The sequence below is a fragment of the Labrys sp. Lb11 genome (genome assembly GCF_057554225.1).
The window spans coordinates 203,490-226,070 of the sequence record NZ_BAAJOT010000007.1 but is presented as its reverse complement, the minus strand read 5'-3'; the positions used below and the strand labels follow the sequence as shown (position 1 = coordinate 226,070).

At 71.3% G+C, this 22,581-nt stretch carries 19 protein-coding genes; 11 read left to right on the top strand and 8 right to left on the bottom strand.

Annotated features, from left to right (window positions below):
• Positions 1-32: 32 nt before the first annotated feature.
• Genes AC27L4_RS26090 through AC27L4_RS26080 form a run of 3 tightly spaced genes read right to left on the bottom strand, consistent with a single transcriptional unit; the run spans position 33 to position 2,838 of the window.
• On the bottom strand, positions 33-179 hold the full coding sequence (locus AC27L4_RS26090; RefSeq protein WP_487145458.1) for a hypothetical protein: 147 nt from the start codon (positions 177-179) through the stop codon (positions 33-35).
• A complete protein-coding gene (locus tag AC27L4_RS26085; protein ID WP_487145457.1) occupies positions 176-1,501 on the bottom strand; it encodes a glycoside hydrolase family 15 protein in 1,326 nt (441 codons plus the stop codon). Before AC27L4_RS26085 ends, AC27L4_RS26090 begins: the two co-directional genes overlap by 4 nt.
• Positions 1,501-2,838, bottom strand: coding sequence for a glucoamylase family protein (locus tag AC27L4_RS26080; RefSeq protein ID WP_487145455.1), 1,338 nt, complete (start codon positions 2,836-2,838; stop codon positions 1,501-1,503). The genes AC27L4_RS26085 and AC27L4_RS26080 overlap by 1 nt, the downstream gene beginning before the upstream one ends.
• A gap of 331 nt (positions 2,839-3,169) precedes the next feature.
• Between AC27L4_RS26080 and AC27L4_RS26075 the strand changes: the two genes are divergently transcribed.
• A complete protein-coding gene (locus AC27L4_RS26075) occupies positions 3,170-3,472 on the top strand; it encodes a hypothetical protein (RefSeq protein ID WP_487145454.1) in 303 nt (100 codons plus the stop codon).
• On the top strand, positions 3,469-3,915 hold the full coding sequence (locus AC27L4_RS26070; RefSeq protein ID WP_487145453.1) for a PIN domain-containing protein: 447 nt from the start codon (positions 3,469-3,471) through the stop codon (positions 3,913-3,915). The genes AC27L4_RS26075 and AC27L4_RS26070 overlap by 4 nt, the downstream gene beginning before the upstream one ends.
• A 48-nt stretch (positions 3,916-3,963) precedes the next feature.
• On the opposite strand, the gene AC27L4_RS26065 is transcribed toward AC27L4_RS26070, so the two are convergent.
• Positions 3,964-5,790, bottom strand: a complete 1,827-nt coding sequence (locus tag AC27L4_RS26065; RefSeq protein WP_487145452.1) for an ABC transporter ATP-binding protein/permease — start codon at positions 5,788-5,790, stop codon at positions 3,964-3,966.
• A 104-nt stretch (positions 5,791-5,894) separates the two neighbouring features.
• Between AC27L4_RS26065 and AC27L4_RS26060 the strand changes: the two genes are divergently transcribed.
• Positions 5,895-8,051, top strand: coding sequence for a glycoside hydrolase family 3 N-terminal domain-containing protein (locus AC27L4_RS26060; protein ID WP_487145451.1), 2,157 nt, complete (start codon positions 5,895-5,897; stop codon positions 8,049-8,051).
• 119 nt (positions 8,052-8,170) lie between these two features.
• Positions 8,171-9,361 carry an acetyl-CoA C-acyltransferase gene (locus tag AC27L4_RS26055; RefSeq protein WP_487145449.1) on the top strand — a complete coding sequence of 397 codons (1,191 nt, stop codon included), beginning with the start codon at positions 8,171-8,173 and terminating at the stop codon, positions 9,359-9,361.
• 223 nt (positions 9,362-9,584) lie between these two features.
• On the opposite strand, the gene AC27L4_RS26050 is transcribed toward AC27L4_RS26055, so the two are convergent.
• A complete protein-coding gene (locus AC27L4_RS26050; RefSeq protein ID WP_487145448.1) occupies positions 9,585-10,226 on the bottom strand; it encodes an HD domain-containing protein in 642 nt (213 codons plus the stop codon).
• A gap of 136 nt (positions 10,227-10,362) precedes the next feature.
• Here AC27L4_RS26050 and AC27L4_RS26045 point away from each other — a divergent pair, with 136 nt between their 5' ends.
• On the top strand, positions 10,363-11,319 hold the full coding sequence (locus AC27L4_RS26045; RefSeq protein WP_487145446.1) for a GlxA family transcriptional regulator: 957 nt from the start codon (positions 10,363-10,365) through the stop codon (positions 11,317-11,319).
• A gap of 111 nt (positions 11,320-11,430) precedes the next feature.
• Here AC27L4_RS26045 and pdxR read toward each other — a convergent pair whose 3' ends face one another.
• The gene (pdxR, locus tag AC27L4_RS26040) at positions 11,431-12,873 is read right to left on the bottom strand and encodes a MocR-like pyridoxine biosynthesis transcription factor PdxR (protein WP_487145445.1); all 1,443 of its coding nucleotides are present in this window, start codon (positions 12,871-12,873) and stop codon (positions 11,431-11,433) included.
• Between the two features lie 101 nt (positions 12,874-12,974).
• Here pdxR and AC27L4_RS26035 point away from each other — a divergent pair, with 101 nt between their 5' ends.
• Positions 12,975-13,946 (top strand): DMT family transporter, encoded by a 972-nt coding sequence (locus AC27L4_RS26035; protein WP_487145443.1) that lies wholly within the window; start codon positions 12,975-12,977, stop codon positions 13,944-13,946.
• Positions 13,947-14,280: 334 nt separating this feature from the next.
• Positions 14,281-14,700: a DoxX family protein gene (locus AC27L4_RS26030; RefSeq protein ID WP_487145442.1), complete on the top strand. Its 420-nt coding sequence runs from the start codon at positions 14,281-14,283 to the stop codon at positions 14,698-14,700.
• Between the two features lie 121 nt (positions 14,701-14,821).
• On the opposite strand, the gene AC27L4_RS26025 is transcribed toward AC27L4_RS26030, so the two are convergent.
• Both AC27L4_RS26025 and AC27L4_RS26020 read right to left on the bottom strand, forming a co-directional pair.
• Positions 14,822-17,128 (bottom strand): glycosyltransferase family protein, encoded by a 2,307-nt coding sequence (locus tag AC27L4_RS26025; RefSeq protein WP_487145441.1) that lies wholly within the window; start codon positions 17,126-17,128, stop codon positions 14,822-14,824.
• Positions 17,125-17,571, bottom strand: coding sequence for a hypothetical protein (locus tag AC27L4_RS26020; RefSeq protein ID WP_487145439.1), 447 nt, complete (start codon positions 17,569-17,571; stop codon positions 17,125-17,127). Before AC27L4_RS26020 ends, AC27L4_RS26025 begins: the two co-directional genes overlap by 4 nt.
• A gap of 117 nt (positions 17,572-17,688) precedes the next feature.
• Between AC27L4_RS26020 and AC27L4_RS26015 the strand changes: the two genes are divergently transcribed.
• From AC27L4_RS26015 to AC27L4_RS26000, 4 genes are all read left to right on the top strand, one after another.
• Positions 17,689-17,901 (top strand): hypothetical protein, encoded by a 213-nt coding sequence (locus AC27L4_RS26015; protein ID WP_487145438.1) that lies wholly within the window; start codon positions 17,689-17,691, stop codon positions 17,899-17,901.
• 38 nt (positions 17,902-17,939) lie between these two features.
• Positions 17,940-21,260: a GH36-type glycosyl hydrolase domain-containing protein gene (locus tag AC27L4_RS26010; RefSeq protein ID WP_487145437.1), complete on the top strand. Its 3,321-nt coding sequence runs from the start codon at positions 17,940-17,942 to the stop codon at positions 21,258-21,260.
• Between the two features lie 7 nt (positions 21,261-21,267).
• Positions 21,268-21,621: a VOC family protein gene (locus AC27L4_RS26005; RefSeq protein WP_487145436.1), complete on the top strand. Its 354-nt coding sequence runs from the start codon at positions 21,268-21,270 to the stop codon at positions 21,619-21,621.
• A 158-nt stretch (positions 21,622-21,779) separates the two neighbouring features.
• Positions 21,780-22,484, top strand: coding sequence for a LuxR family transcriptional regulator (locus AC27L4_RS26000; protein ID WP_487145435.1), 705 nt, complete (start codon positions 21,780-21,782; stop codon positions 22,482-22,484).
• The last annotated feature ends 97 nt before the right edge of the window (positions 22,485-22,581 follow it).

The window sequence follows — 22,581 nt, the reverse complement described above, 5'->3', positions numbered from 1 at the left end:
GGTTGGAGGGGAAGCGGGCGGGGCCGGTCCGCTCAGCTCTTCAGGAAGAAGGCGATCGACGTCGCCAGTCCGACGGTGACGATCAGGCCGCGGATGAGCAGGGCCGGCAGCCGCCGCCCCAGCCGGCTGCCGACCGCCGCCGGCGCCATGCCGGCGGAGAGCTGCCAGGCCTCGATCATCGGCCGAGCGCCGCCCGCCGCGCCGCGGTGCAGGAGATGAAGGCGGCGTAGCTCCAGGCCAGGTGCTTGGCCGAGATCGGCTCGCCGGTGTCCCGGTCGAACTGCTCGGACATGGAGCCGTCCTCGGGGATGAACGCCAGCGCCGTCTCGACGAAGGCGTCGCCCCGCTGCAGCAGCGCCGCGGCATCGGCATGGCCGGCCGCGGCGGCGCCGTAGAGGAACTCGGCCGCCGCCAGCGTCGCCACATACCAGGCGCCGCCCCTGTAGTAGACATCGCCGCCGTAGCGGCCGAGGGCCGGGGCGCGGCCGGGCGGGCGGGCGTGGTTGATGGCGAGGGCGATGTCGAACAGGGCCTCCAGCCGCGCGAGCGTCCGGTGCATGCGCGGGTCGAGGCCGGCGGGCGCCGGTCCGTCGCCGTCCGAATGGATCGCCGACAGGATCACGGCGACGTCGAGCTCCTTGCTCGAGCGCGCGCCGCCTTCGAGGCGGCGCGAGGCGTAGAAGCCCTCGTCCTCGAGCCAGAACCCCTCGAGCAGCCGGCGGATCGCCGCCGCCTCGTCGGCGCAGGTGTCGGCGAGGCCGGTTTCGGCCCGCCGGCGCAGCCAGGGCTCGGCCGCCCCCAGGGCGGTGGCCTGGAGGCGCAGGGTGTAGTAGTGCAGGCCGCTTTCCTCCTCCCAGATGTCGTAGCTCGGTTGGCGCCAGCGCCCGAGAGTGAAGGCGAGGTCGGCATGCAGCAGCGCCGCGGCCTCGGCGGCGACATCGGCCGGAAGGGGGGCGCCCGAGCCGAGCCAGCGCAGCACGGTGAGCGCGCGCAGGGCCGGCCCGTCGGCCTGCGGGCGCGGCCAGCTGGAGATGTCGAGGCTGCCGTCGGCATTGACGCGCGTCTCGGCGGCCACCGCCTCGCCATGGACGGCGCCGAGGTCGGCGTCGGTGCGCAGGAACTTGACGAAGTCCGGCGCGACGCGCCCGCGCCAGGTCGGATCGTCCGCCAGGCGCCGGCCGTCGAGATCGGCCAGGGCCCGGTTGAAGCGGATGAAATCGGCGAAATAGTGCGGGGCGATCGTGCCGAGGGTGCCGTCGGCATGGAGCCGGCGGACCGCGTCCATCACCACGGCGCCGTCGCGGTGCCAGTGGAAGAAATAGTCGGGATCGGGGTCGTAGGAGCCGAGCACCGGCGAGGCGACGACGGCGCCGGCGCGAGCGGTGACGGTCTGGCCGAAGCCGGGGCGCGGCTTGACCACGCCGAGCGGCGAGACGCTGCGCAGCATCGCCGCCGCGGCCCGGCGATATTGCCGCTCGATCCTGGTGTCGAGGTCGCTCATCAGGCGACTGGCGCGTCGAGCCAGGGGCTGGCGAAGTCGAGCCGGCGCAGGCCCTCGCGCACCTCCGGCACGCTCATGAACAGCTTCCAGAGGAGGCCGGTGCGGTGGTTCTCGATCATGATGACGATCGGCCCCTGGTCGATGGCCAGGAACGTCTCGGCATACCAGTCCCGGCCCTCGTTGAAGGCGTCGACGAAGCCGAAGCGGCCCCAGGCCCGCTCGCCGTGGGCGCCGAGGAAATGGCGCAGCGCCGCCATCGATTCCTTCGGCGTGTAGGGGAAGCTCGACAGCGCCGCGGTGGGCGAGATGGTGCCGTTGTCGTTGTCGCCGTCCGGGGCGTGGGCGGCATAGCCGGCTGGGTCGTCGCTGGCGGTCAGGCCCCAGCACGCCGGGCCGTAGCCCTTGTGGCCGTGCGGATTGGCGGCGCAGTGGGCGTGGTTGATGCGCGCATGGGCGAGGTTCTGCTGCCAATAGTCGGCATAGCGGTCCTTCAGGCCGTGCGGGTCGAGGCCGAGGAAGGAATAATGGGTGAAGAACAGCGGGCCGCCGTAGGGCACGCCCAGCGGCAGCTCGATGCCGTAATAGCTCTTGCCGTTGAGAAAGTCGCGGCCGGTGGCATAGCCGCGGTGATAGGCGAGCGGGGTCATCGGATAGCGCGGCGCCGCGGCGGCCAGGACATAGGTGATCAGGCACTCGTTCCAGCCGCGGATCTCGTGGTCGAGCGCCCAGCCATTGTTCGGGCTCCAGTGCCAGGCGAGCACCTTGCGCCCGTCGCGCAGGTGCCAGTCCCACTCCACCTCGCCCCAGAGGATGGAGATACGCCGGCGCACCCGGTCTTCCTCGGGCGTGTCGCGGTCGAAATATTGCCGGGCGCAGAGCAGGCCCATCATCAGATAGGAGGTCTCGACCAGGTCGCCGCCATCGTCCTTGCGGCTGAACGGGATGGTAGCGCCGGTCGCCCCGTTCATGAAGTGCGGGTAGACGCCGTGATAGCAGGTGGCGCGGGTGAGCACCTCCAGCATGCGCCACAGCCGGTCCAGCGCCTCGGCCCGGGTGATCCAGCCGCGCTCGACCGCGACGATCCAGGCCATGACGCCGAAGCCCGAGCCGCCGATGGCGGTGAGGTCGTCGGGCAGCGGATCGTGGGCGGTGCGCCGGTCGGGCGCCAGGCCGCTGACCGGGTGGGAGCCCTCCCAGAAGAAGCGGAAGGTCTGGTGCTGGACGGCATCGAGCAGCGCCTCGTCCGGCAGGGCGGCCAGCTGGGCCGGCGTCATGCCGGCGGCCTTGCCGGCGGACCCGCCCTTTTCCTGCGACTTCGGCTTGTCGGACTTCGCCATGACGCCCCCGATGCTCCTTCAGCTGACAGCTCTTCTGATTCTGCCGGATCTGGCCGGCGTTGTCTTCTCCCGCAGTCACGGCAGCTGCTGCGACTGCGGATTCCTGATCAGGTCCAGCATGCGCGAGACCAAGGGGTCGTGGGTCCCGACCCGGCCGATGTGAATCACGCCGGTGTGCCGCGGGGCCTTGGCCAGGATATCGACGATGCGTTCGTGCGTCTCCCCTCGATCGAATCCAACGCCCTGCTGTCATGGAGCCCCTTGTTGGTGTTGCGGAAAACGGTCATATATCTGGATATAGTATGGGCGAGCCGATAATATGGGGCCAACCATGGGCAACGCTGCACAGAAGAGAGCGATCCGGAACTACCGCGCGCGCCTGACGCAGCGCGGCTTCAAGCGCTTTGAGGTCATGGCGCTGGAGTCCGACCGTGACCTTATTCGCTCGCTTGCGCGACATCTGGCGGAGGAAGGGCCGGACGCGGAGCAAGCCCGGCAAGCGGTGAAGGCCCTTGTGGCGGGCGAGCCTCCCAAGTCCGGCGGTATCCTGTCCGCCCTGCGCCGCTCGCCGCTGGTCGGGGCCGATCTCGATCTGTCGCGTCCGCGCGAGAAAGGGCGCAGGGTCGATCTGTGACGCGCTATCTTCTCGACACCAATATCATCAGTAGCATCGTCAAGCCTCAGCCGTCGGACATGCTGCTGGCCTGGTGGGCTGGGCAACGCGACGAAGATCTGTTCGTGGCTTCGCTGACGATTGCCGAAATCCGGCGCGGCATTCTCGAAAAGCCGCGTGGCAAGAAGCGGGACGCACTCGACATCTGGTTCTCGGGGCCGGAGGGCCCTCAAGGGCTGTTCGCTGGCCGTATCCTCTCCTTCGATGACAAGGCGGCCCTGATCTGGGCCCGGTTGATGGCTGAAGGCACGGCCGCAGGTCGCCCGCGCAGTGCGCTCGATATGATCATAGCGGCTGTTGCCGGAGCGAACGACTGCGTGGTGGTCACGGACAACGAGAAAGACTTCAGGGGGCTTCAAATCGTCAACCCCTTGCGACGCGAAGCGGAGAGGGGAGAGGAATGACAGCGCCAGCATCTGTGCCGACTTCGCCATGACGCCCCCGATGCTCCTTCAGCTGACGGTTCTTCTGGTCCTGCCGGCTCTCACCGGCGTTGTCTTCTCCCGCTGGCGCGCCGGCAGCTGCCGTGTCTCCGGATTCTTGATCAGGTGCAGCACGCGCGAGAACACGTGGTCGTGAGTCTCGGCCCGGCCGATGTGAATCACGCCGGTATGCTGCAGATCCTTGGCCAGGATATCGACGATGCGTTCGTGTGTCTCCTCCTCGATCGAATCCAGCACTTCGTCGATCAGCGCCCAGGCCGGCCGGTGCAGCAGCAGCCGGGCGAAGGCCACGGCCTGCTGGTCGTCGTCGGCGAGCTCCCGGTCCCAGCGCTTGGAGACGTCGAGCATCGGCATGAGATGGTCGAGGCCGAGCAGCGACAGGGCGTCGGGATAGGCGCCCTGCTCGAAGCTGTCGGTCTTGGCGGGATAGGCCAGGACCTCTCGGAGCGTGCCGGGCGGCAGGTAGGGCGTGCGCGGCATGTAGAGGATGTCCTCGCCGCGCGGCCGGCGGATGGTGCCGGCGCCCCAGGGCCACAGCCCCGCCAGGGCGCGGAACAGCAGCGTCTTGCCGGTGCCGGATTCGCCGACGATCAGCACGCGGTCGCCCGCCTTGATCTTGACGTCTGTCTCCTTGAGCAGGGTGCAGCCGCTGGGCGAGGCGATCTCCAGGCCCTCGATGCCGAAGGTGCCGGGCTCGCCTTCGGCGATTTCGATGCGGCATTCGACCTTATGCAGCACGTCGGTGGTCATCACCGCGCTGCGGAAGCTGGCGACGCGCAGCAGCGTCGCGCGCCAGTCGGCGATGGTGCTGAAATTGTCGACGAACCAGCGCAGCGACGACTGCACCTGGTTGAAGGCGCCGACGGCCACCATCAGGCCGCCGAAGGACAGGTTTCCGGCGAAATAGACCGGCGCGGCGACGAGGATCGGCGCAACCAGGGTGAACCAGCCATAGCCGGAGGTGATCCAGGTCAGGTTGGTGAGGCCGAGCAGGAGATGCCGCATGGCCGTGAGGACGGCGTCGACGTCGATCCGCAGGCGGCGGCGCTCGTCCGCCTCGCCGCGTGCCAGCGCGATGGCGTCGATGTGCTCGTTGACCCGCATCAGCGAGAAGCGCAGATCCGCTTCGCGGGCATAGCGCTCGGAGTTCTGGGGCACCAGGCGTCGCCCGACCCAATAGCTGGCCAGCGAGGCCGAGCCGGCATAGATGACGGCGCACCAGACCATGTAGCCGGGGATCGAGATATCCCGGCCGCCGATGTGGAAGACGAAGCCCGAGGAGAGCATCCACAAGACGCCGACGAAGCTCGCCAGCAGGATGGAAGCCTGCAGGAGCCCGATGCCGAGATCGGCCGAGAGCTCGGTGAGATGGCGCGCATCCTCGTGCATGCGCTGGTCGGGATTGACGCCGATCGGCCCGGCATTGGCGAGGCGGAAGGCCCGGCCGGGCACCAGCCACTGGTTGATGAGATCGTCGACCAGGCCCTCGCGCAGCTTCAGCTTGCTCATCTCGTTGAGCCAGCGCTGCGCCACGTTGAGCACCAGCAGGAAGCCGGCGATGAGGCCGAACACGCCGAGCTGGGTGAGAAAGCCGGGCAGGTCGCGCCGCGACAGGGCGTCGTAGAAGGGCTGGTTCCAGCCGTTGAGCAGGATCTGGCCGTAGGCCGTGGCGCCGACCACGAGGATGAGGCCTCCCGCCAGCGCGAACAGGGTGTTGCGGACAGAGGACGCCATCAGCGCCTCGACCATCATGGTGAGCTGCGTCACCAGGCCGGCATGGGCGGCTTCCTCGATGTCGGACGCGGCATCGGCGATGTTTGCCTGCATCTTCCTCATGTCTGGTCGCCCTCCTGCGGAGTTCGGCGCCGGCTGGAAAGGCGGGATGGAGAAACCGCCGGCAACGGGTCTATGTAATAAGGGAAACAAGGCGGAGGAAGACAATGAGTCGGATCGATGCGCTGCTCGGCGCCATGACGCTGCCGGAGAAGCTCGGCCAGCTCACCATGACCAGCGCGGGCTATGCCGTCACCGGGCCGACCGTCGCCGGCGATTCCACCGACGCGATCCGCAGCGGCGCCATCGGCAACGTGCTCAACCTGTTCGGTCCGGTGCCGGTGCGAGAAATGCAGCGGCTGGCTGTGGAGGAATCGCGCCTCAAGATTCCGCTGCTGATCTGCTTCGACGTCATCCACGGCCATCGCACCGCCTTTCCGGTGCCGCTGGCCGAGGCCGCTGCCTTCGACCCGGACCTGTGGCGGCGCACGGCGCGCGAGGCGACCAGGGAGGCGGCGGCCGACGGGGTGGCGCTCGCCTTCGCGCCGATGCTCGACGTCTCGCGCGACCCGCGCTGGGGCCGCAGCGTCGAAGGCCCGGGCGAGGATCCCTGGCTCGCCGTGCGCATCGCCGGGGCCAAGGTGCGCGGCATCCAGGGCGACGGAGGGCTGGCCGCCCATGACGCGATGGCCGCCTGCGCCAAGCATTACTGCGCCTACGGGCCGGTGACGGCGGGGCGCGAATATGCCTCGGTCGACATTTCCGAGCGCACGCTGCACGAGGTGTACCTGCCGCCGTTCGAGGCGGCGGTGGCGGCCGGCGTGGCGACGGTGATGCCGGCCTTCACGGACCTCGCCGGCATCCCGATGTCGGCCCATGTCGAGCTGCTGCGCGGCTGGCTGCGCGGGCGCCTGGGCTTCGAGGGCGTGATCATCAGCGACTACAACGCCGTCGCCGAGCTGATCAAGCACGGCATCGCCGCCGACAAGGTCGAGGCGGCGGCCCTGGCGCTCAAGGCGGGCATCGACATCGACATGATGGCGGATTGCTATCGCCACGGCCTGCCCGAGGCGCTGAAGCGCGGCCTCGTCGCGCAGGAGCAGATCGACGAGGCGGTGCGCCGGGTCCTGACGCTGAAGGAGCGGCTCGGCCTGTTCGACGATCCCTATCGGCGCGGCACCGTGCCGGAGGATGCAGGCGCGCTCGCCGGCCGGCGCCAGGTCGCGCGCGAGGCCGCCGGGCGCTCGGCCGTGCTGCTGAAGAACGAGGGCGGGGCGCTGCCGCTCGCCGCCTCGGTCCGGCGCATCGCCTTGCTCGGGCCGCTGGCCGACGCCCCTGCCGAGATGCGCGGCCCCTGGTGGGGCGTCGCCGTGGCGGAGGACCAGGTCAGCGTGCTCGCCGGCCTCGATGCCGCCTTGCCCGGGGTCGCGATCGACCACGCGCCGGGCGTGCCCATCGACGACGGCGACCCGCCGGACCTCGCCAGGGCGCTGGCCCTGTGCGACAGCGCCGACGCCATCGTCCTATGCGTGGGCGAGGGGGCGACCATGAGCGGAGAGGCGGCGAGCCGCGCCATGCTCGGCCTACCCGGCCTGCAGCAGGCCTTCGCCGATGCGGTGTTCGACCGGGCCAAGGCGCTCGGCAAGCCCGTGGTGGTGGTGCTGTTTTCCGGCCGCCCGCTGGTGATCCCGCGCCTCGCCGGCCGGGCGGATGCGCTGCTGGCCGCCTGGTTCCCCGGCTGCGAGGCCGGCAACGCCATTGCCGACCTGCTGACCGGCAAGGTCTCTCCGAGCGGGCGCACGCCGATGGCCTGGCCGCGGGTCGAGGGGCAGATCCCGGTGTTCTTCGGCGAGCGGCCGACCGGCCGGCCCAACAATCCGAACGACCATTACACCAGCAAATATCTGGACGTGCCGAACTCGCCGCTCTTCCCCTTCGGCCACGGCCTCTCCTATGGCCGCTTCGCCCTGTCGAACCTCAAGGTCGCGCCCGAGGCCGTGACCGAGCAGGACACGATCGAGATCGGCGTCGACGTCGTCAACGAGGGCGAGCATGCGGGCGAGGAGACCGTGTTCCTGTTCACCCGCGACACGGTGGCGAGCGTGACCCGGCCGGTGCTGGAGCTGAAGGGCTTCGGCAAGATCGCCCTCGGGCCGGGCGAGCGCGGCACGGTGCGCCTGTCGCTGCCGGCGCGGGATCTGCGTTTCCTCGGTCCCAGGCTGGAGCCCGTGTTCGAGCCGGGCGCGGTCGAGATCCTGGTCGGGCCGGCGGCGGACCGCGCGCGCCTGACCGGGCCGGTGGAGGTGATGCTGCGGCGGGCGTAACGCGGTGCGGGGGCAGGTGCTCCGGGTGTCGATCTGCGGGACCTTGTCGCCTGTCATGGCGGCGGACGGCCTCGGCGATCACCATATGATCCATCGATCGACATTTGATGGAGGTTCCCATGCCTGCCGCCGACCCGGTGGTCATCGTTGCCGCCGCCCGCACGCCGCTCGGCCGGTTCCAGGGGGCGCTGGCCGGCCTGCCGGCGCCCGCCCTGGGCGCCCATGTCATCCGTGCCGTGCTGGGACGGGCCGCGTTGCCGCCCGACCGGGTCGAGGAAGTGCTGATGGGCTGCGTGCTGCCGGCCGGGCAGGGCCAGGCGCCGGCGCGGCAGGCGGCCCGGGGCGCCGGTCTGCCGGACGCGGCCGGCGCCACGACGGTCAACAAGGTCTGCGGCTCGGGCATGAAGGCGACGATGCTGGCGCACGACCTGATCGCCGCCGGCACGGCCGGGATCCTGGTTGCCGGCGGCATGGAATCCATGTCGAACGCGCCCTACCTGCTGGCGAAGGCGCGCGGGGGCTATCGCATCGGCCATGACCGCATCTTCGACCATCTGATGCTCGACGGCCTGGAGGACGCCTACGAGACGGGGCGCTCGATGGGCGAGTTCGGCGAGGCGGCGGCCGAGGCCTACCGGTTCAGCCGCGCCGACCAGGACGCCTTTGCCGTCGAGACGCTGACGCGGGCGCGCCGGGCGATCGAGACCGGAGCCTTCCGGGCGGAGATCGCGCCGGTGCCCGTGGCCGGCAAGGGCGGCGACAGCCTCGTCGCCGACGACGAGCACCCGCTCAAGGTCTCGCCGGAGAAGATCCCGGCGCTGAAGCCCGCCTTCAAGGCGGACGGCACCATCACCGCGGCAAGCTCCTCCGCCAATGCCGACGGCGCCGCCGCCCTGGTGCTGACCCTGCGTTCGATCGCCGAGCGCGAGGGGCTGCCGATCCTGGCCGGGATCCGGGGGCATGCCGGCCATGCCCAGGCGCCGGCCTGGTACACGACGGCGCCGATCCCGGCGATCCGCAAGCTGCTCGACAAGGTCGGCTGGAGCGTCGGCGAAGTCGACCTGTTCGAGATCAACGAGGCCTTCGCCGTCGTGGCCATGGCGGCGCAGCGCGACCTCGCCATTCCGCGCGAGCGGCTCAACGTGCATGGCGGCGCCTGCGCCCTCGGCCACCCCATCGGCGCCACCGGCGCCCGCCTGATCGTGACGCTGCTGCACGCGCTGGAGCGCCACGGCCTGAAGCGCGGTGTCGCCGCGCTGTGCATCGGCGGCGGCGAGGCGACGGCCATCGCCATCGAGCGCGGGATCTGACACGCCCGGGCGCCGTTCGCGGAGAGGTGCTGCACATCGGGTCCGTGCGGGCGTCCCGCGGGCGAGGCGCGGTCCCCGCCGGGGACGGCGCGATGCCTGCGTCTTCCCTCCCCGTCGATCCCGGATGGTCCCGGGATCGACAAGCCGGAAGGCAGGCCGGCCATATCCGACTTGCCCGGGGGGAGGGGATCGGCCGGCGTCGCGGGTGGTCGCGAACGGCTCCTCAGCCGTGCCAGTGCGAGCGGCGGATGACGCTGCAGAAATTGCCGCGATGGACATGCGGCTCCTTGTCGGCGATGACATCGGCCTTGACGTTGCCGAACGTCGTGTCCGGCCGGTGCTTGATGCCGTCGTAGAAGGCCTGGATGATGTCTTCCTTGAACCGCGGCGTGCGCGGGAAGGCGCTGACGACGGCCTCGCGCTCGGCATCGGAATATTGGTCGTAGGTGAGCCCGAGCACGTCCATCTCGACGCCGGCGGTCACCAGGGCGACGACGGGGTGCATGTGAACCGGCACGCCCGGCGTGGTGTGCAGGGCGATCGCGGTCCAGACGGTGTAGGCATCTTCCGCCGCAATGCCGTGGCTCAACAGGAAGTCGCGGGCGGCATGGGCGCCGTCGACTTCAAAGCGCTCGTCCTTGCTGGCATGGCTCGGCATCAAGCCGATGTCGTGGAACATGGCGCCGGCGTAGAGCAGCTCGCGGTCGAACGTCAGCCCGCGATGAATGCCGGCGATCGCTCCGAAATGATAGACGCGGCTCGAATGATTGAAGAGCAGTTCCGTCTCTGTGTCGCGGATATACTCCGTGATTGCCCGCGCCAGCTTGCTGTCGGGAACGGCGGCGTCCTTGACGATCGGTGACATCCTCTTCTCCTGGCTTTTTCGCTCGCCAGGATGATAGAAGCCGGATAGTTTTGTCTGCAATCGATGTAATACGTCAAAAACGGACAAACCCCGACCGAGGCGGACGCGAATGCACGCAAAGGCGAAAACGATTGTGATGGTCGCGCTGCCCGGCGTGCAGCTTCTCGACGTTTCCGGTCCGCTGGACGTCTTCGCCGAGGCCAACGCTCAGGCCGGCGCCGAGGCCTATCGGCTCTTCGTCGCGGCGGGCGAGCCGGGCCCGATCCGCAGCTCGTCGGGGGCGCGGCTGATGCCGGACCGGATCATCGACCGCGATTTCGAGGACCCCATCGACACGCTTCTCGTCGCCGGTTGCCCGAACGCGGCCGCGGTGCCGGCGGACCGGGCCGTGGTCGACTGGCTGCGGCGGCGGGCGCCGGGGGCGCGACGCTATGGCTCGGTGTGCAGCGGCGCCTTCTTCCTCGCGGCGGCGGGCCTGCTCGACGGCCGGCGCGTGACCACGCATTGGGCCGTGGCGGAGCAACTCGCGAAGCAGTTTCCGCGGGTGATGGTGGATGAGGACGCGATCCAGGTCGGCGATGGTCCGGTGCGGACGGCGGCCGGGGTCACGGCCGGGCTCGACCTGGCGCTCGCGCTGGTCGAGGAAGATCTCGGCCGCGACCTCGCCATGCGTGTGGCGAGCCAACTGGTGATGTTCTTCAAGCGGCCCGGCGGGCAGATGCAGTTCAGCCGCAAGGGGGAGGCCGTGCCCGCCGGGCGCGCCGCCCTCCAGGAACTCCAGCGCTGGGTCGCGGCCAATCCGGCGCTCGACCACAGCGTGGCGAACCTCGCCAGGCGCATGGACCTCAGTCCGCGCCATTTCTCGCGGCTGTTTCGCGGCGAGGTCGGCGTCACGCCGGCGAGCTGGGTCGAGGAGGCGCGCGTGCATGCCGCGCGCCGGCTGCTCGAACAGGGACGGGACGCGCCCAAGCAGGTCGCCGCGCAGTGCGGCTTTGCCGATGCGGACACGCTGCGGCGCGCATTCGCCCGGCATGTCGGGGTGACGCCGGCGGAATATCGCAAGCGGTTCGTCGCCGTGCGGCAGGGCGTGTGATCGGCGCTGATCCGCCTCGGCGGCCTCGCCGAATAAGCTCCGGACAGGCGATCGCGCGACCGCGCCGCCGCCCGTCGAGCGGCGCGTGCGCCCGCGAAGTCCCGCCCGGGCTCATAGCACGCCGGCGAGGAGGCGGGCGGCCTCGTCCATGCCGGCCGCCGGCACCGTGCCATAGCTGAAGGCGAGGCCGTCCCACGGCATCCCGGCGACCGCGTAGCGCTGCAGCGGCTCGACGCGGACGCCCCGGTCCAGCGCCCGCGCAGCCATGGCCTCGGCGGCGCCGGGCGCGGCGAGGCGGGCGGACAGATGCAGGCCGGCGCTGCCCGGTATCGGCTCGAGCCGGCCGCCGGCATGGCGCGCCAGCGCTTCCAGCAGCGCGGCCCGGCGCGCGCCATAGGTCTTGCGCATGCGGCGGACGTGGCGGGCGAGATGCCCTTCGGCGATGAAGGCGGCCAGGGTGTCCTGGGCCAGCACCGGGCTGAGCCAACTGCCGACCTTCTTGGCCGCGACCAGGGCTTGCCGCGCCCAGGGCGGGACGACCACGAAGCCGAGGCGCAGCGCCGGCGTCAGGGTCTTGGAAAAGGTGCCGACATAGAACACGGTGGCGGCGCGATCGAGCGTCTGCAGCGCGTCGAGCGGCCGGCCGCCGAAGCGGAACTCGCAGTCGTAGTCGTCCTCGATCACGACGGCGCCGCGCCGGTGGGCGAAGTCGAGCAGGGCGGCGCGCCGGCCGGGCGACATGGCGACGCCGAGCGGGAACTGGTGCGAGGGCGTGACGCAGACGATACGTGCCTCGGCCGGCAGGCGCTCGACCCGCAATCCCTCCTCGTCCACAGGCACGGGGGCGATCGTGGCGCCCGCCGCGGCGAAGGCGGCGCGCATCGGCGGATAGCCGGGGTCCTCGACGGCGACGAGCGTGCGCCCCGGCGTGACCAGGATGCGCGCCAGCAGGTCGAAGGCCTGCTGGGCGCCGGCGGTGACGACGATGTCCTCCGTCCGGCAGGCGACGGCGCGGGTGACCGAGACGTGGCGGGCGATCGCCTCGCGCAGAGCCGGCCTGCCCTCCGTCTCGCCATAGAAGGCCGGCACCCTCGACAGGGCCTGCAGCGCGCGCGTCGACAGGCGCCGCCAGACGGCGAAGGGAAGCTGTGCCTGGTCGGGCGTGCCGAGGCCGAAATCGAAGCGCGCCGACGGGCCCGGGCCGATCGAGGGCCGGGGGGAGCGCCAGGCGGCGGCGAGGCGCTCGTCGTCTTGCGGCGGCGGAGCGCTCGCGGCGCCGGTGGCGGGCGGATGCGGCAGCGCGTCGGCGACATAGGTCCCGGCGCCGGGGCGGGCGACGAGGTAACCCTCGCCGAGCAGCAGATCATAGGCGGTGACGACGGTGTTGCGCGACAGGCCGAGGGCGTGCGACAGCGTGCGCGTCGCCGGCAGGCGCAGGCCCGGCTGCAGGCGCCCGTCGAGGATCGCCGTCCGCAGCTGCGCGTGCAGGCCGCGCAGGCGCCGGCGCGAGCCGCGGACCGGCAGCTCGATCGCCAGCTCGAAAATTGGCTCCATCGTTTTTGCAGTTCGTGGTCCTTTTCCGAGACCACGATGCGCTGCATTGTCGCCGCACGCAACAGGGCCGGATGCACCGGGCCGCCGAGGGAAGCCGAGACATGTCCGACCCCGATCTCGCCCTGTCCGATTCTGCCGGCGCGACGGTGCGGCCGCGCACCGGCCTGGCCCGGGCCGCGTCGGCGCCGCTCCTGCTGCAGCTCCTGGTCTGCTCGTTCATGTGGGCGACCTCGTTCCCGCTGATGAAGTGGATCGGCGCCGACCTGTCGCCGCTGGCCGTGGCCGCGCTGCGCGGGCTGATGGGCGGCGGCCTGATCGCCGCCTGGTTCCTCACCCAGCGCCAGAGCATCGTGCCGCGCGGCCGCGAATGGCTGGACTGGCTGGTGCTCGGCATGACCCAGGGCATGATCCCGAACACCCTGACCGTCTACGCCCTGTCAGAGCTCGCCACCGGGCTGACCGCCATCATCTCGGCGGCGAGCCCGCTCATGGTGGCGGTGGCGGCCCATCTCCTGTTCCCGGACGAGCGGCTGACCGGCCGGCGCATCCTCGGCGTGGTCACCGGCTTCGTCGGCATGGCGGTGCTGATCGGACCCGCGGCGTTGAGCGGCGGCGGCAGCGCCCTCGGTATCTGGGCGACGGTGGCGACCGCCGTCAGCTATGCGATCGGCGGCCTCTACGTGCGCAGCATCCCCCATGCCCGGCCGTCCCGGCTGGCGCTCGGCCAGCAATTGTTCTCCGGCGTGCCGACCCTGGCACTGGTGCTGGCGACGGGCGGACCGGCCGCCTTCGCCGCGGTGCCGCAGCACGCCCTCGAGCTCGCCGCCTTCGGCATCTTCGCCACGGCGCTGCCGATCCTGCTCTACATGCATATCCTGCGCACGGCCGGCCCGACGCGCGGCTCGATGAACAGCTATCTCATCCCGTTCTGGACCGTGCTGATCGGCATGGCGGTGCTCGGCGAGCGCGTCGATGCGCGCGAGATCGCCGGCGGCCTGATCGTGATCACCGGCATCGTCATCGTCTCCGCCAGCCGGGCCGCGCCGGGCAAGGGCGCCCCCCGCGGAGCCTGACGGGGCCGTCCATCGGCGCATCCCTCCAGTCACCGCGAGAGCGGTGATCGGCCGGGAGATCGCCGGCTGGATCGGAGAGCGTAAGCTCGGACGGCCAGGCCCGGCGCCGTGGCCGGCGGATTGAGCGCACCGGTTCGGCGCGAACGCATGGACGTTCCAATTTATCGAACGGTTTTGTCGATATTATCCCTATTTTCCTGATCTGTGAGATCGCCGATAGTCTTTGCGGAAATCGGGACCACCGCCGCGGCGGCATCTCCGAACGAGCCGCCGGGCCACATGTCGCAAGCGGAGCGCGCCAGGTCCGGCCGTCCAGACCGCAAAGGAACAGTCCATGCTCAACGATACCCGCTATCTGCCCGCCATCGGCCGCCTGCTGATCGCCGTGATCTTCGTCTTCAGCGGCATCGGCAAGATCGCCGCGCCCGCCATGACCATCGGCTATATCGCCTCGGTCGGCCTGCCGGCGCCGACGCTCGGCCTCGTGGTCGCCATCGCCGTCGAGCTCGGCGGCGGCCTGCTGCTCGCCCTCGGCTATCAGACCCGCCTCGTCGCCCTGGCCCTGGCCGTGTTCTCGGTGGCGACGGCGCTGATCTTCCACGCCAACTTCGCCGACCAGAACCAGATGATCCACTTCCTGAAGAACCTCGCCATGGCCGGCGGCCTGCTGCAGGTGGCCGCCTTCGGCGCCGGCAGCTTCAGCCTGGACGCCCGCCGCGCCCGGCCGGCGGTGCCGGTCGCCCGGGAGGCGTGAGGCGGGTCCATCGGCCGCGGATGCTCATGGCCGGGCTCGTCCCGGCCATCGGCTCTGGACGAGCCGTCGCGTTCAGCGGGCGCCCGGACCGGCGCCGACGGTGCGAAGGCCCCCCGGGTCCCTACACCGGCTTTGCGGCGTCCCGGTCGGTCCGCACGATGCGGGCGTGGTCCTCGATGTAGCGGGCGATCGCCTCGGCGCCGTTGGTCCAGGCGATGGCCCGGCAGCGCTCGGCGATGTCGGCGCGGGCGGCAGGGTCGAGCAGGCGCTCGACATGGGCCTCGACGAAGGCGAGGTCGTGGTCGCGGCGCATCAGCCAGCCGCGGCCGGTGATCTCGGCCCAGCGGGCGCGGCTGAGCTGGACGTCCATCTCGTCGGCCTCGTTCGGCACGAACAGGGTCGGCACCGCGCCAAGCACGTTCTCGTGGAAGGCGTTGTAGCCGGCGGCCGACACGGCCGCGTCGAAGGCGCGGCTGTAGCGAAAGCTCGGGAACAGGGCGGCGATGCGATGGCGCGGCCCGGCCGGCTCCTCCGGTCCGAACTCGGCGGCGATCGGCGAGCGGATGTCGAGGACGAACGTGTCGGGGCGGGCCAGGATGGCGTCGATCAGCGCCCGGCGTACCGGGCGCATGTCGAAATTCGTGCCGGCCCCGAGCTGCAGCGCCACCACCGTCAGTCCCTCCGGCAGGTCGAGCGCCTTGCGGGCGGTGTCGGCATCGAGGCGCTCGTCCGGGCCGAGATGCAGCACCGGCGGCACCAGCAGCACCTGGTCGCGCAGGGCGCGGGTCGGGCCATGGTCGAACTCCTCGGCGAGCTCGCCCGGCTCGATCACCGCGTCGAAGCCGGCGGCATAGTCGAGGAAGGGGCGGTGGGCCTCGCGCCACATCGGCCGGCGCACCCAGATCGAGAACAGGTCCGGGTGCATGGCCAGCGCCCGGGCGACGCCGTCGAACACCGCGGTGGCGTCATAGGCGAAGACGCGCGGACGCAGCATGCCGACGAGGTCGAACAGCTCCTCGGCGAGGACGCGGTTCCAGTCGTCCGGGTCGGCGCCGATATGGCGGTGATAGGTCAGGAAATGCGCCTGGTAGCCTTCGTCGACCGCGACCTTCATCGAATAGGACATGGTGGCGAACACCGGCCTCAGCCCGAGCGGCAGGCGCCGGGCGATCGCCAGCTGCTGCGCCACGTGGCCGACGCCGATGCCGTTGGAGGAGGCGAACAGCACGTTGCGCACCGGCAGCGCCGGCGCGAAGCCGGCCGGCTCGGACGCCGGCGCCGCTGCAGCCGCGTGCGTTCCGGCTCCGACGGTCCCCGCCGGACCGTCGGCCCAGTGCCGCGTTTCCTGCTCGGCGACCGGATTCGTGCGTCGGAACCACGACGCCAGCCGTTCGAGGCGGCCGGGGAAGAGGTCGATCGAGCAATGGGCCAGGGCAAAGGCGCGGGCCCGGGCGGCCTGCGCGGCATAGGCCTCGGCGTCGCCGGCGAAGCGGGCGACGACCCGCTCGACCTCGCGCGGCGTGGCATAGACGGCAGCCTCGCCGAACAGGCCCTCGAAATGCGGCGGCAGCACCGCCACCAGGCCGACGAGCAGGGCCTCCAGGATGGTGCGGCCGAAGGCCTCCGACCAGCTGTCGCTGTGGAAATAGACGTAGAAGTCGAGGCCGGCGAGGAATTCGGGCACGCCGGTCCAGGAAAAGGGCAACTGCTCCCAGTTGCGCGGCAGCGGCCCGTAGAGTTCCTCCAGGAACGGCCCGCCGCCGAGGATGCGGATGCGGTAGCGCTCGCCGTCCGGCGGATAGACGCGGGTGGCGTCGATCGGGGCGCTCGGCCATTTCAAGGGATCCGGACGCGCGTGCCGGCCGATGACGATCGGCTGGCCGACCGGGCGCGGCGGGCGCGCCGGCCAGTCGTCGGGATCGATCAGGTTGGTCCAGTCCTCGTCGAGGAGGTCGGCGAAAGGCGGCAGGTCGCGCGGCAGGCTGCGGCGCACCACGTCGCTGACCGGCGCCAGGGCGACCCGCGCCCGGAAGGCGTCGTGGCAGTGGAGAGCGACCCTCTCGACGTCGTATTGCCGCCGGCCGCCGCGGTCGACCATGGGATGGTGCAGCACCAGCGCCAGCCGGCGGGTGCGGACGGCGAGCGGCCGGTTGGGCCGGTTGGCCAGGATGGTCGGATGATGCACCAGGACGAGGCCGGTCTCGACCGGCATGTCCGGGTCGACCCGTTCGACCGCGCCGTCGTCGACCAGGGCGCGCAGGTCCGGATGCATCGGGAAGGGCAGCCCGAGCAGCGGACCCTTCACCGCCAGCAGCCCGGCGCGCAGGCCGGCGCGCGCCGCGGCGCGGATCTCGACGGCGAGGGCGGTGGAGGTGCCGCCCTCGAACCGCACGTCGGCGACGAAGAGGATGTCGAGCCTGAGCGTCATGCAGGGCCCGGCGCGTCGCGCCCGAGCCCCTTCGGGCAGGCAGCGAGGAAGGCCTCGATATTGGTGCCGTAGGTCAGGATCTGCCGGGGCCGCCACTTGGCCAGCAGCAGCGCCCAGCGCTCGCGCATATAGGCCTGCCAGGGCATCGCCGCCTCGTGCAGCCGTTGCTCGACCAGGGGCGGCAGGTATTCGAAGATGACGCCGTGGCGCCGGAACACCGTGAAATCGGCGCAGTCGGTGAGGTAGACGAGGCGGCCGGCGCGGGAGAGCCGCCCGGTGGTGACGGTGACGACCTCGTCGAGCAGGGCCGGATCGACGCCGATCACGGTGATCATCACCACCGAAACGGCCGGCCGCGACCTGTAGACATCGAGGCCGTCATCGGGCCTGGCCGCCGCCGGCTCCGCCGCCTTGCCCAGGAGTTTGACGATCCAGTCCTTCACCGGGCGGCCATGGTCATGCGGAGGAGATGCCCAAGGGGTAACAGGCCCGTCCGCGGCCTGTCAATTTGACCGCCCGATCGGGGGCTTCAGCCGCGATGGGCTTCCCGCAGCCCGGCGATGCCGATCCTGCCCGTCCGCATCGCCGCCGCCATCGCCCGGCTCGACCTCGCCGGGTCCGGATCGGACAGAAGCTCGACCGGTGCCGAGGGGACGATTTCGGTGACCCGGGACGTCCCGAAGATCGAGGCGCGGACATTCGCGGCCTCCTCCTCCCGATCCGTCGATGCGGCCCACGCCCGTGACAGGCCGGGCGGGCGCGCGGTAACGTAGGGCGACTCAGCCGGGGCGGCAGGCAGGAGACCAGGACGATGGCCAATTCCGACAGGCGCAGCTTCGTCACCCCGCGCGAGGGCGACCTCGGACTGAGGCGCGTCGCGAACCGCACGGGCCTTGCCGCCAGCGTGCTGCCGAACGGGGCGATCTTCGCCCTCGAGCATGAGCGCGACAATCGCCGGATCATGGTCAACCAGGTGCTGGGATCGCCCGTGCAGGGCGGCATCGGCCGTCTGGTGCTGCGCCTCGGCGGCGCGGAGCCGCGGACGGTCGAGGTCTGCGGCGGCAGCGCGCGCATCGCGGTCGGCGTCGGCACGGACCGCATCGTCTGGGCCGGGGAGACGGCGGGGGTGCGCCACCGCGTCACCCTCTGGCTGCATCCGGACAGCAATGCCTGGCTGTGGCGGGTCGAGGCCGAGGGCCTGGGCGGCCGGCCCTGCGACGCGGTGCTGGTGCAGGACATCGGCCTGGGCGAGCGCGGCTTCCTGATGAACAACGAGGCCTATGTCTCGCAATATATCGACCACACCGTCGTCACCGACCCGCAGGCGGGCGCGGTGGTGCTGTCGCGCCAGAACCAGGGGCAGGGCGGCGGCCATCCCTGGCTGATGCAGGGCTGTCTCGACGGCGCCGCCGGGTTCGCCACCGACGCCCGCCAGGTGTTCGGCCCGGCCTTCCGCGACGCCGCCGGCCTGGCGCTCGCCTTCGGCCAGGACCTGCCGGGCGAGCGGCTGCAGCACGAGGTCGCCTGCGCGGCGCTCCAGTCGCGGCCGGCCGCGGGCGACAGCGCCGCCTGGAGCTTCTTCGGCCTCTACGAGCCGGACCATCCCGCCGCCTCCGGCGAGGCCGACCTTGCCCGCCTCGCCGCGCTGCGCCAGGCGCTTGCGGCGTTCCGGCCCGAGCCGGTGGCGCTGGCGCCGGCCGGGCGCGCCATCCCGCAGGACGCGGCGCCGGTCGTCGCGGGCGACCTCGGCGAAGACGAGGTGGCACGGCTGTTCCCGCAGCGGGCGCATGAGGAGCGGCGCGACGGCCGCCTCCTGTCCTTCTTCGTGCCGGAGGGTGCGCAGAACCGTCATGTCGTGCTGCGCGCCAAGGAGGAGGCGGTGCCGCGCCGCCACGGCACCCTGCTGCGCAGCGGCCAGGGCATGCTGCTCGACGAGACGACGCTGTGCGCCACCGCCTGGATGCACGGCGTGTTCGCGGCGCAGCTGACCATCGGCAACACCTCGTTCCACAAGCTGTTCTCGGTCTCGCGCGACCCCTACAACATCACCCGGGCGAGCGGCCTGCGCATCCTCGCCGAGATCGCCGGCGCCTGGCGCCTGCTGGCGGTGCCCTCGGCCTTCGACATCGGCCTCAGCGACTGCCGCTGGATCTACCGGCTGGACGATCGCACCATCACCGTCCGGGCCATCGCCGCCGGCGATGACGCGGCCATGCAGTGGCGGGTCGAGGTGGCGGGCGAGCCCTGCCGCTTCCTGGTCTTCGGCCATCTCGTGCTCGGCGAGCGGGAGCTCGACCATGCCAGCCCGGTGACGGTCGACCCCGCGCGCAAGCGCCTGTCCTTCCGGCCGGATCCGGCCTGGCTCTGGGGCCAGCGCTATCCCGACGCGGTCTATCACCTGGTCAGCGGCACGCCCGAGGCGATCGAGGCGATCGGCGGCGACGAACTGCTGCACGCCGACGGCGTCTGGCGCCAGGGCGGCCATGTCGCCCTGCGCACCGTGCCGACGACCGGCTTCTCCTTCGCCGTGGTCGGCTCGATGACCGATGCGGCCGAGGCCGAGCGCCTGGCGCAGCGCCATGAGGCGGGGGTGGCGGACGAGGCGCTGCTGGCGCCGGCCAGGCGGTACTGGAGCCATGTGACGCGCGATCTCCGGCTGCGGGCGGACGGGTCGGACCGTGCGGCAGGCGCCGGCCGTTCGGCGGCGGAGATCGCCGACATCGCCACGGTGTTTCCCTGGCTCGCCCACAATGTGATGATGCACCTCACCGTGCCGCACGGGCTGGAGCAGTACACCGGCGCGGCCTGGGGCACGCGCGACGTCTGCCAGGGGCCGGTGGAGTTCATGCTGGCGCTCGAGCATGACGCGCCGGTGAAGGACATCCTGCGCACCGTCTTCGCCCAGCAATACGAGACCCTCGGCAGCTGGCCGCAATGGTTCATGCTGGAGCCCTATTCCATCATCCAGGACACCCATTCGCATGGCGACGTCATCGTCTGGCCGCTGAAGGCGCTGTGCGACTATATCGAGGCCACCAACGACCTGGCCTTCCTCGACGAGCCCGTGGCCTGGCGGCGCGAGGACGGTTTTGCCCGCACCGAGCGGACCAGCAGCGTCGCCGCCCATGTCGACAAGCTCCTCGACACGGTGAAGAGCCAGTTCGTGCCCGGCACCCACCTGGTGCGTTACGGCGGCGGCGACTGGAACGACAGCCTGCAGCCGGTCGATCCGGCGATGCAGGAGCGCATGGTCTCGAGCTGGACGGTGGCGCTGCTCTACCACCAGCTCAAGCGCTATGCCGAGGTGCAGCGCCGCGCCGGCGGCGCGGCCAGGGCGGCGGAGCTGGAGCAACTCGCCGCCGCCATGGCCGCGGACTTCCACCGCCACCTCATGCGCGACGGCGTCGTGGCCGGCTACGGCGTGTTCGAGCCCGGGCGGGCGGAGACGGAGCTGGTGCTCCACCCCAGCGACCGGCGAACGGGCCTGCATTATTCGCTGCTGCCGATGACGCGCGCCATCCTCTCCGGCCTGTTCACGCCGGAGGAGGCGCGAACGCACCTCGCCGTGATCCGCGAGCACCTCATGTTCCCCGACGGCGTCAGGCTGATGGACCGGCCGGTCGCCTATCATGGCGGGCTGGAGACGCTGTTCCGCCGCGCCGAGTCCGCCGCCTATTTCGGGCGCGAGATCGGCCTGATGTATGTCCATGCCCATGTCTGGCACGCCGAGGCGATGGCTCTCCTGGGCGAGGCGGAAGAGCTGTGGACGGCGCTGGCCGTGGCCAACCCGATCACCGTGACCGAGCGGCTGGCGCATGCCTCGCCGCGCCAGCGCAACTGCTATTTCTCCAGCAGCGACGCCGCCTTCCCGGACCGGGCGGCGGCGAGCCGCGACTGGGGTCTCGTCCGGACCGGCGGCATCCCGGCCGACGGCGGCTGGCGCATCTATTCCAGCGGCCCCGGCCTCTACACCAACGCGCTGATCGGTCATGCGCTCGGCATCCGCCGCCATTACGGCGAGCGGAGCGCCACGCCGGTGCTGCCGCCGGGGCTGGCCGGGGTGAGGCTGGAGCTGACCATCGACGGGCAGGCGCGGAGCTGGGACCTGACCGCCCTGCCGGCCTCGACGTGAGGAGGCCATGACCGTCCGCCGCATCGTCGCCAACCTCGCCGCCGCCGACCCGGCGGCCGCTCGAGCCTTCTACGGCGAGCTGCTCGGGCTCGACGTCGCGATGGACCATGGCTGGATCCTGACCTTCGCCGGCGACGCGACGATGCGGGTGCAGCTCAGCGTCGCCAGCGAGGGCGGCTCGGGCACGCCGGTCCCGTCCCTGTCGATCGAGGTCGACGACGTCGACGCGGCGCACCGGCGCGCCGTCGCGGCCGGATACGAGATCGCCTACGGTCCGGCCGACGAGCCGTGGGGCGTCCGGCGCTTCTATCTGCGCGATCCCTGCGGCAACCTCGTCAACATCCTGGCTCACCGGGGCTGAGGAACCAGCCGCGCCCCGCCGCGACCTCGGCTGCCGCTGCCCATTTTCGGATAAAATCGCGCTGAGGCGCCGCGAGCCGTGTCGGATGGGCCCGCCGCCCTTGCGGCATGTCCCGGTCTCGATAAGATTTTGCGAAGTCCGCGAGACCGGGGGCAGGGATGGGCGGTGAATTTGCCGAGGCGCTGGCGGCGTGCGCGTCGATCGAGGCGGTGAAGGCCTATTTCAAGGGCGAGATCGCCGCCTACGGCTACACCGCGAGCGCCTGCGGCGCGTTCCTGCCGACGGACAAGGGACCGGAGTCGCTTTTCTTCTTCCTCGACTGGCCGCCGGAATGGATGGAGCTCTATCACCGGCGCAACTTCGTCGCGGCCGATTACAGCGTCGCCGAAGCCCGACGCCGCATCGCGCCCTTCACCTGGCTGGAAGCCAAGTCGGCGCGGACGCTGTCGCAGGCCGAGCAGGACATCTGGGACACCGCGGTGGAATGGGGCTGGACGGACGGCCTGTCGGTGCCGATCCACGGGCCGGGCGGATATCTCGCCATCGTCGCCATGGCCGGCAAGGAGCGGCCGATGCCGCCGGCCCTGCGCAACCGGCTGCATATCCTGTCCTTCCTCACCCATGAGCGCTGCCGGGAACTGTGGGGCATCGCCGCGATCGCCGACCCCAAGGCGGCGCTGACGCACCGGGAGCTGGAATGCCTGCGCTGGGTCGGCGCCGGCAAGACGGACTGGGAGATCGGTACGATCATGGGCCTGTCGCCCGCGACGGTGAAGACCTATGTCGACCAGGCCCGCCGCAAGCTCGGCGTCCGCACGCGCCCCCAGGCGGTGGCGCAACTGGTCCTCGGCGGGCTGTCCTGAAACGCCGCAAAAGTCAAGTCCACGAACGGTGGAGATGACGGCGGCGGAGGGCCGTGGAACTATTCCTCGGACTTTCGGAAAATTCTCCAGGGATGCC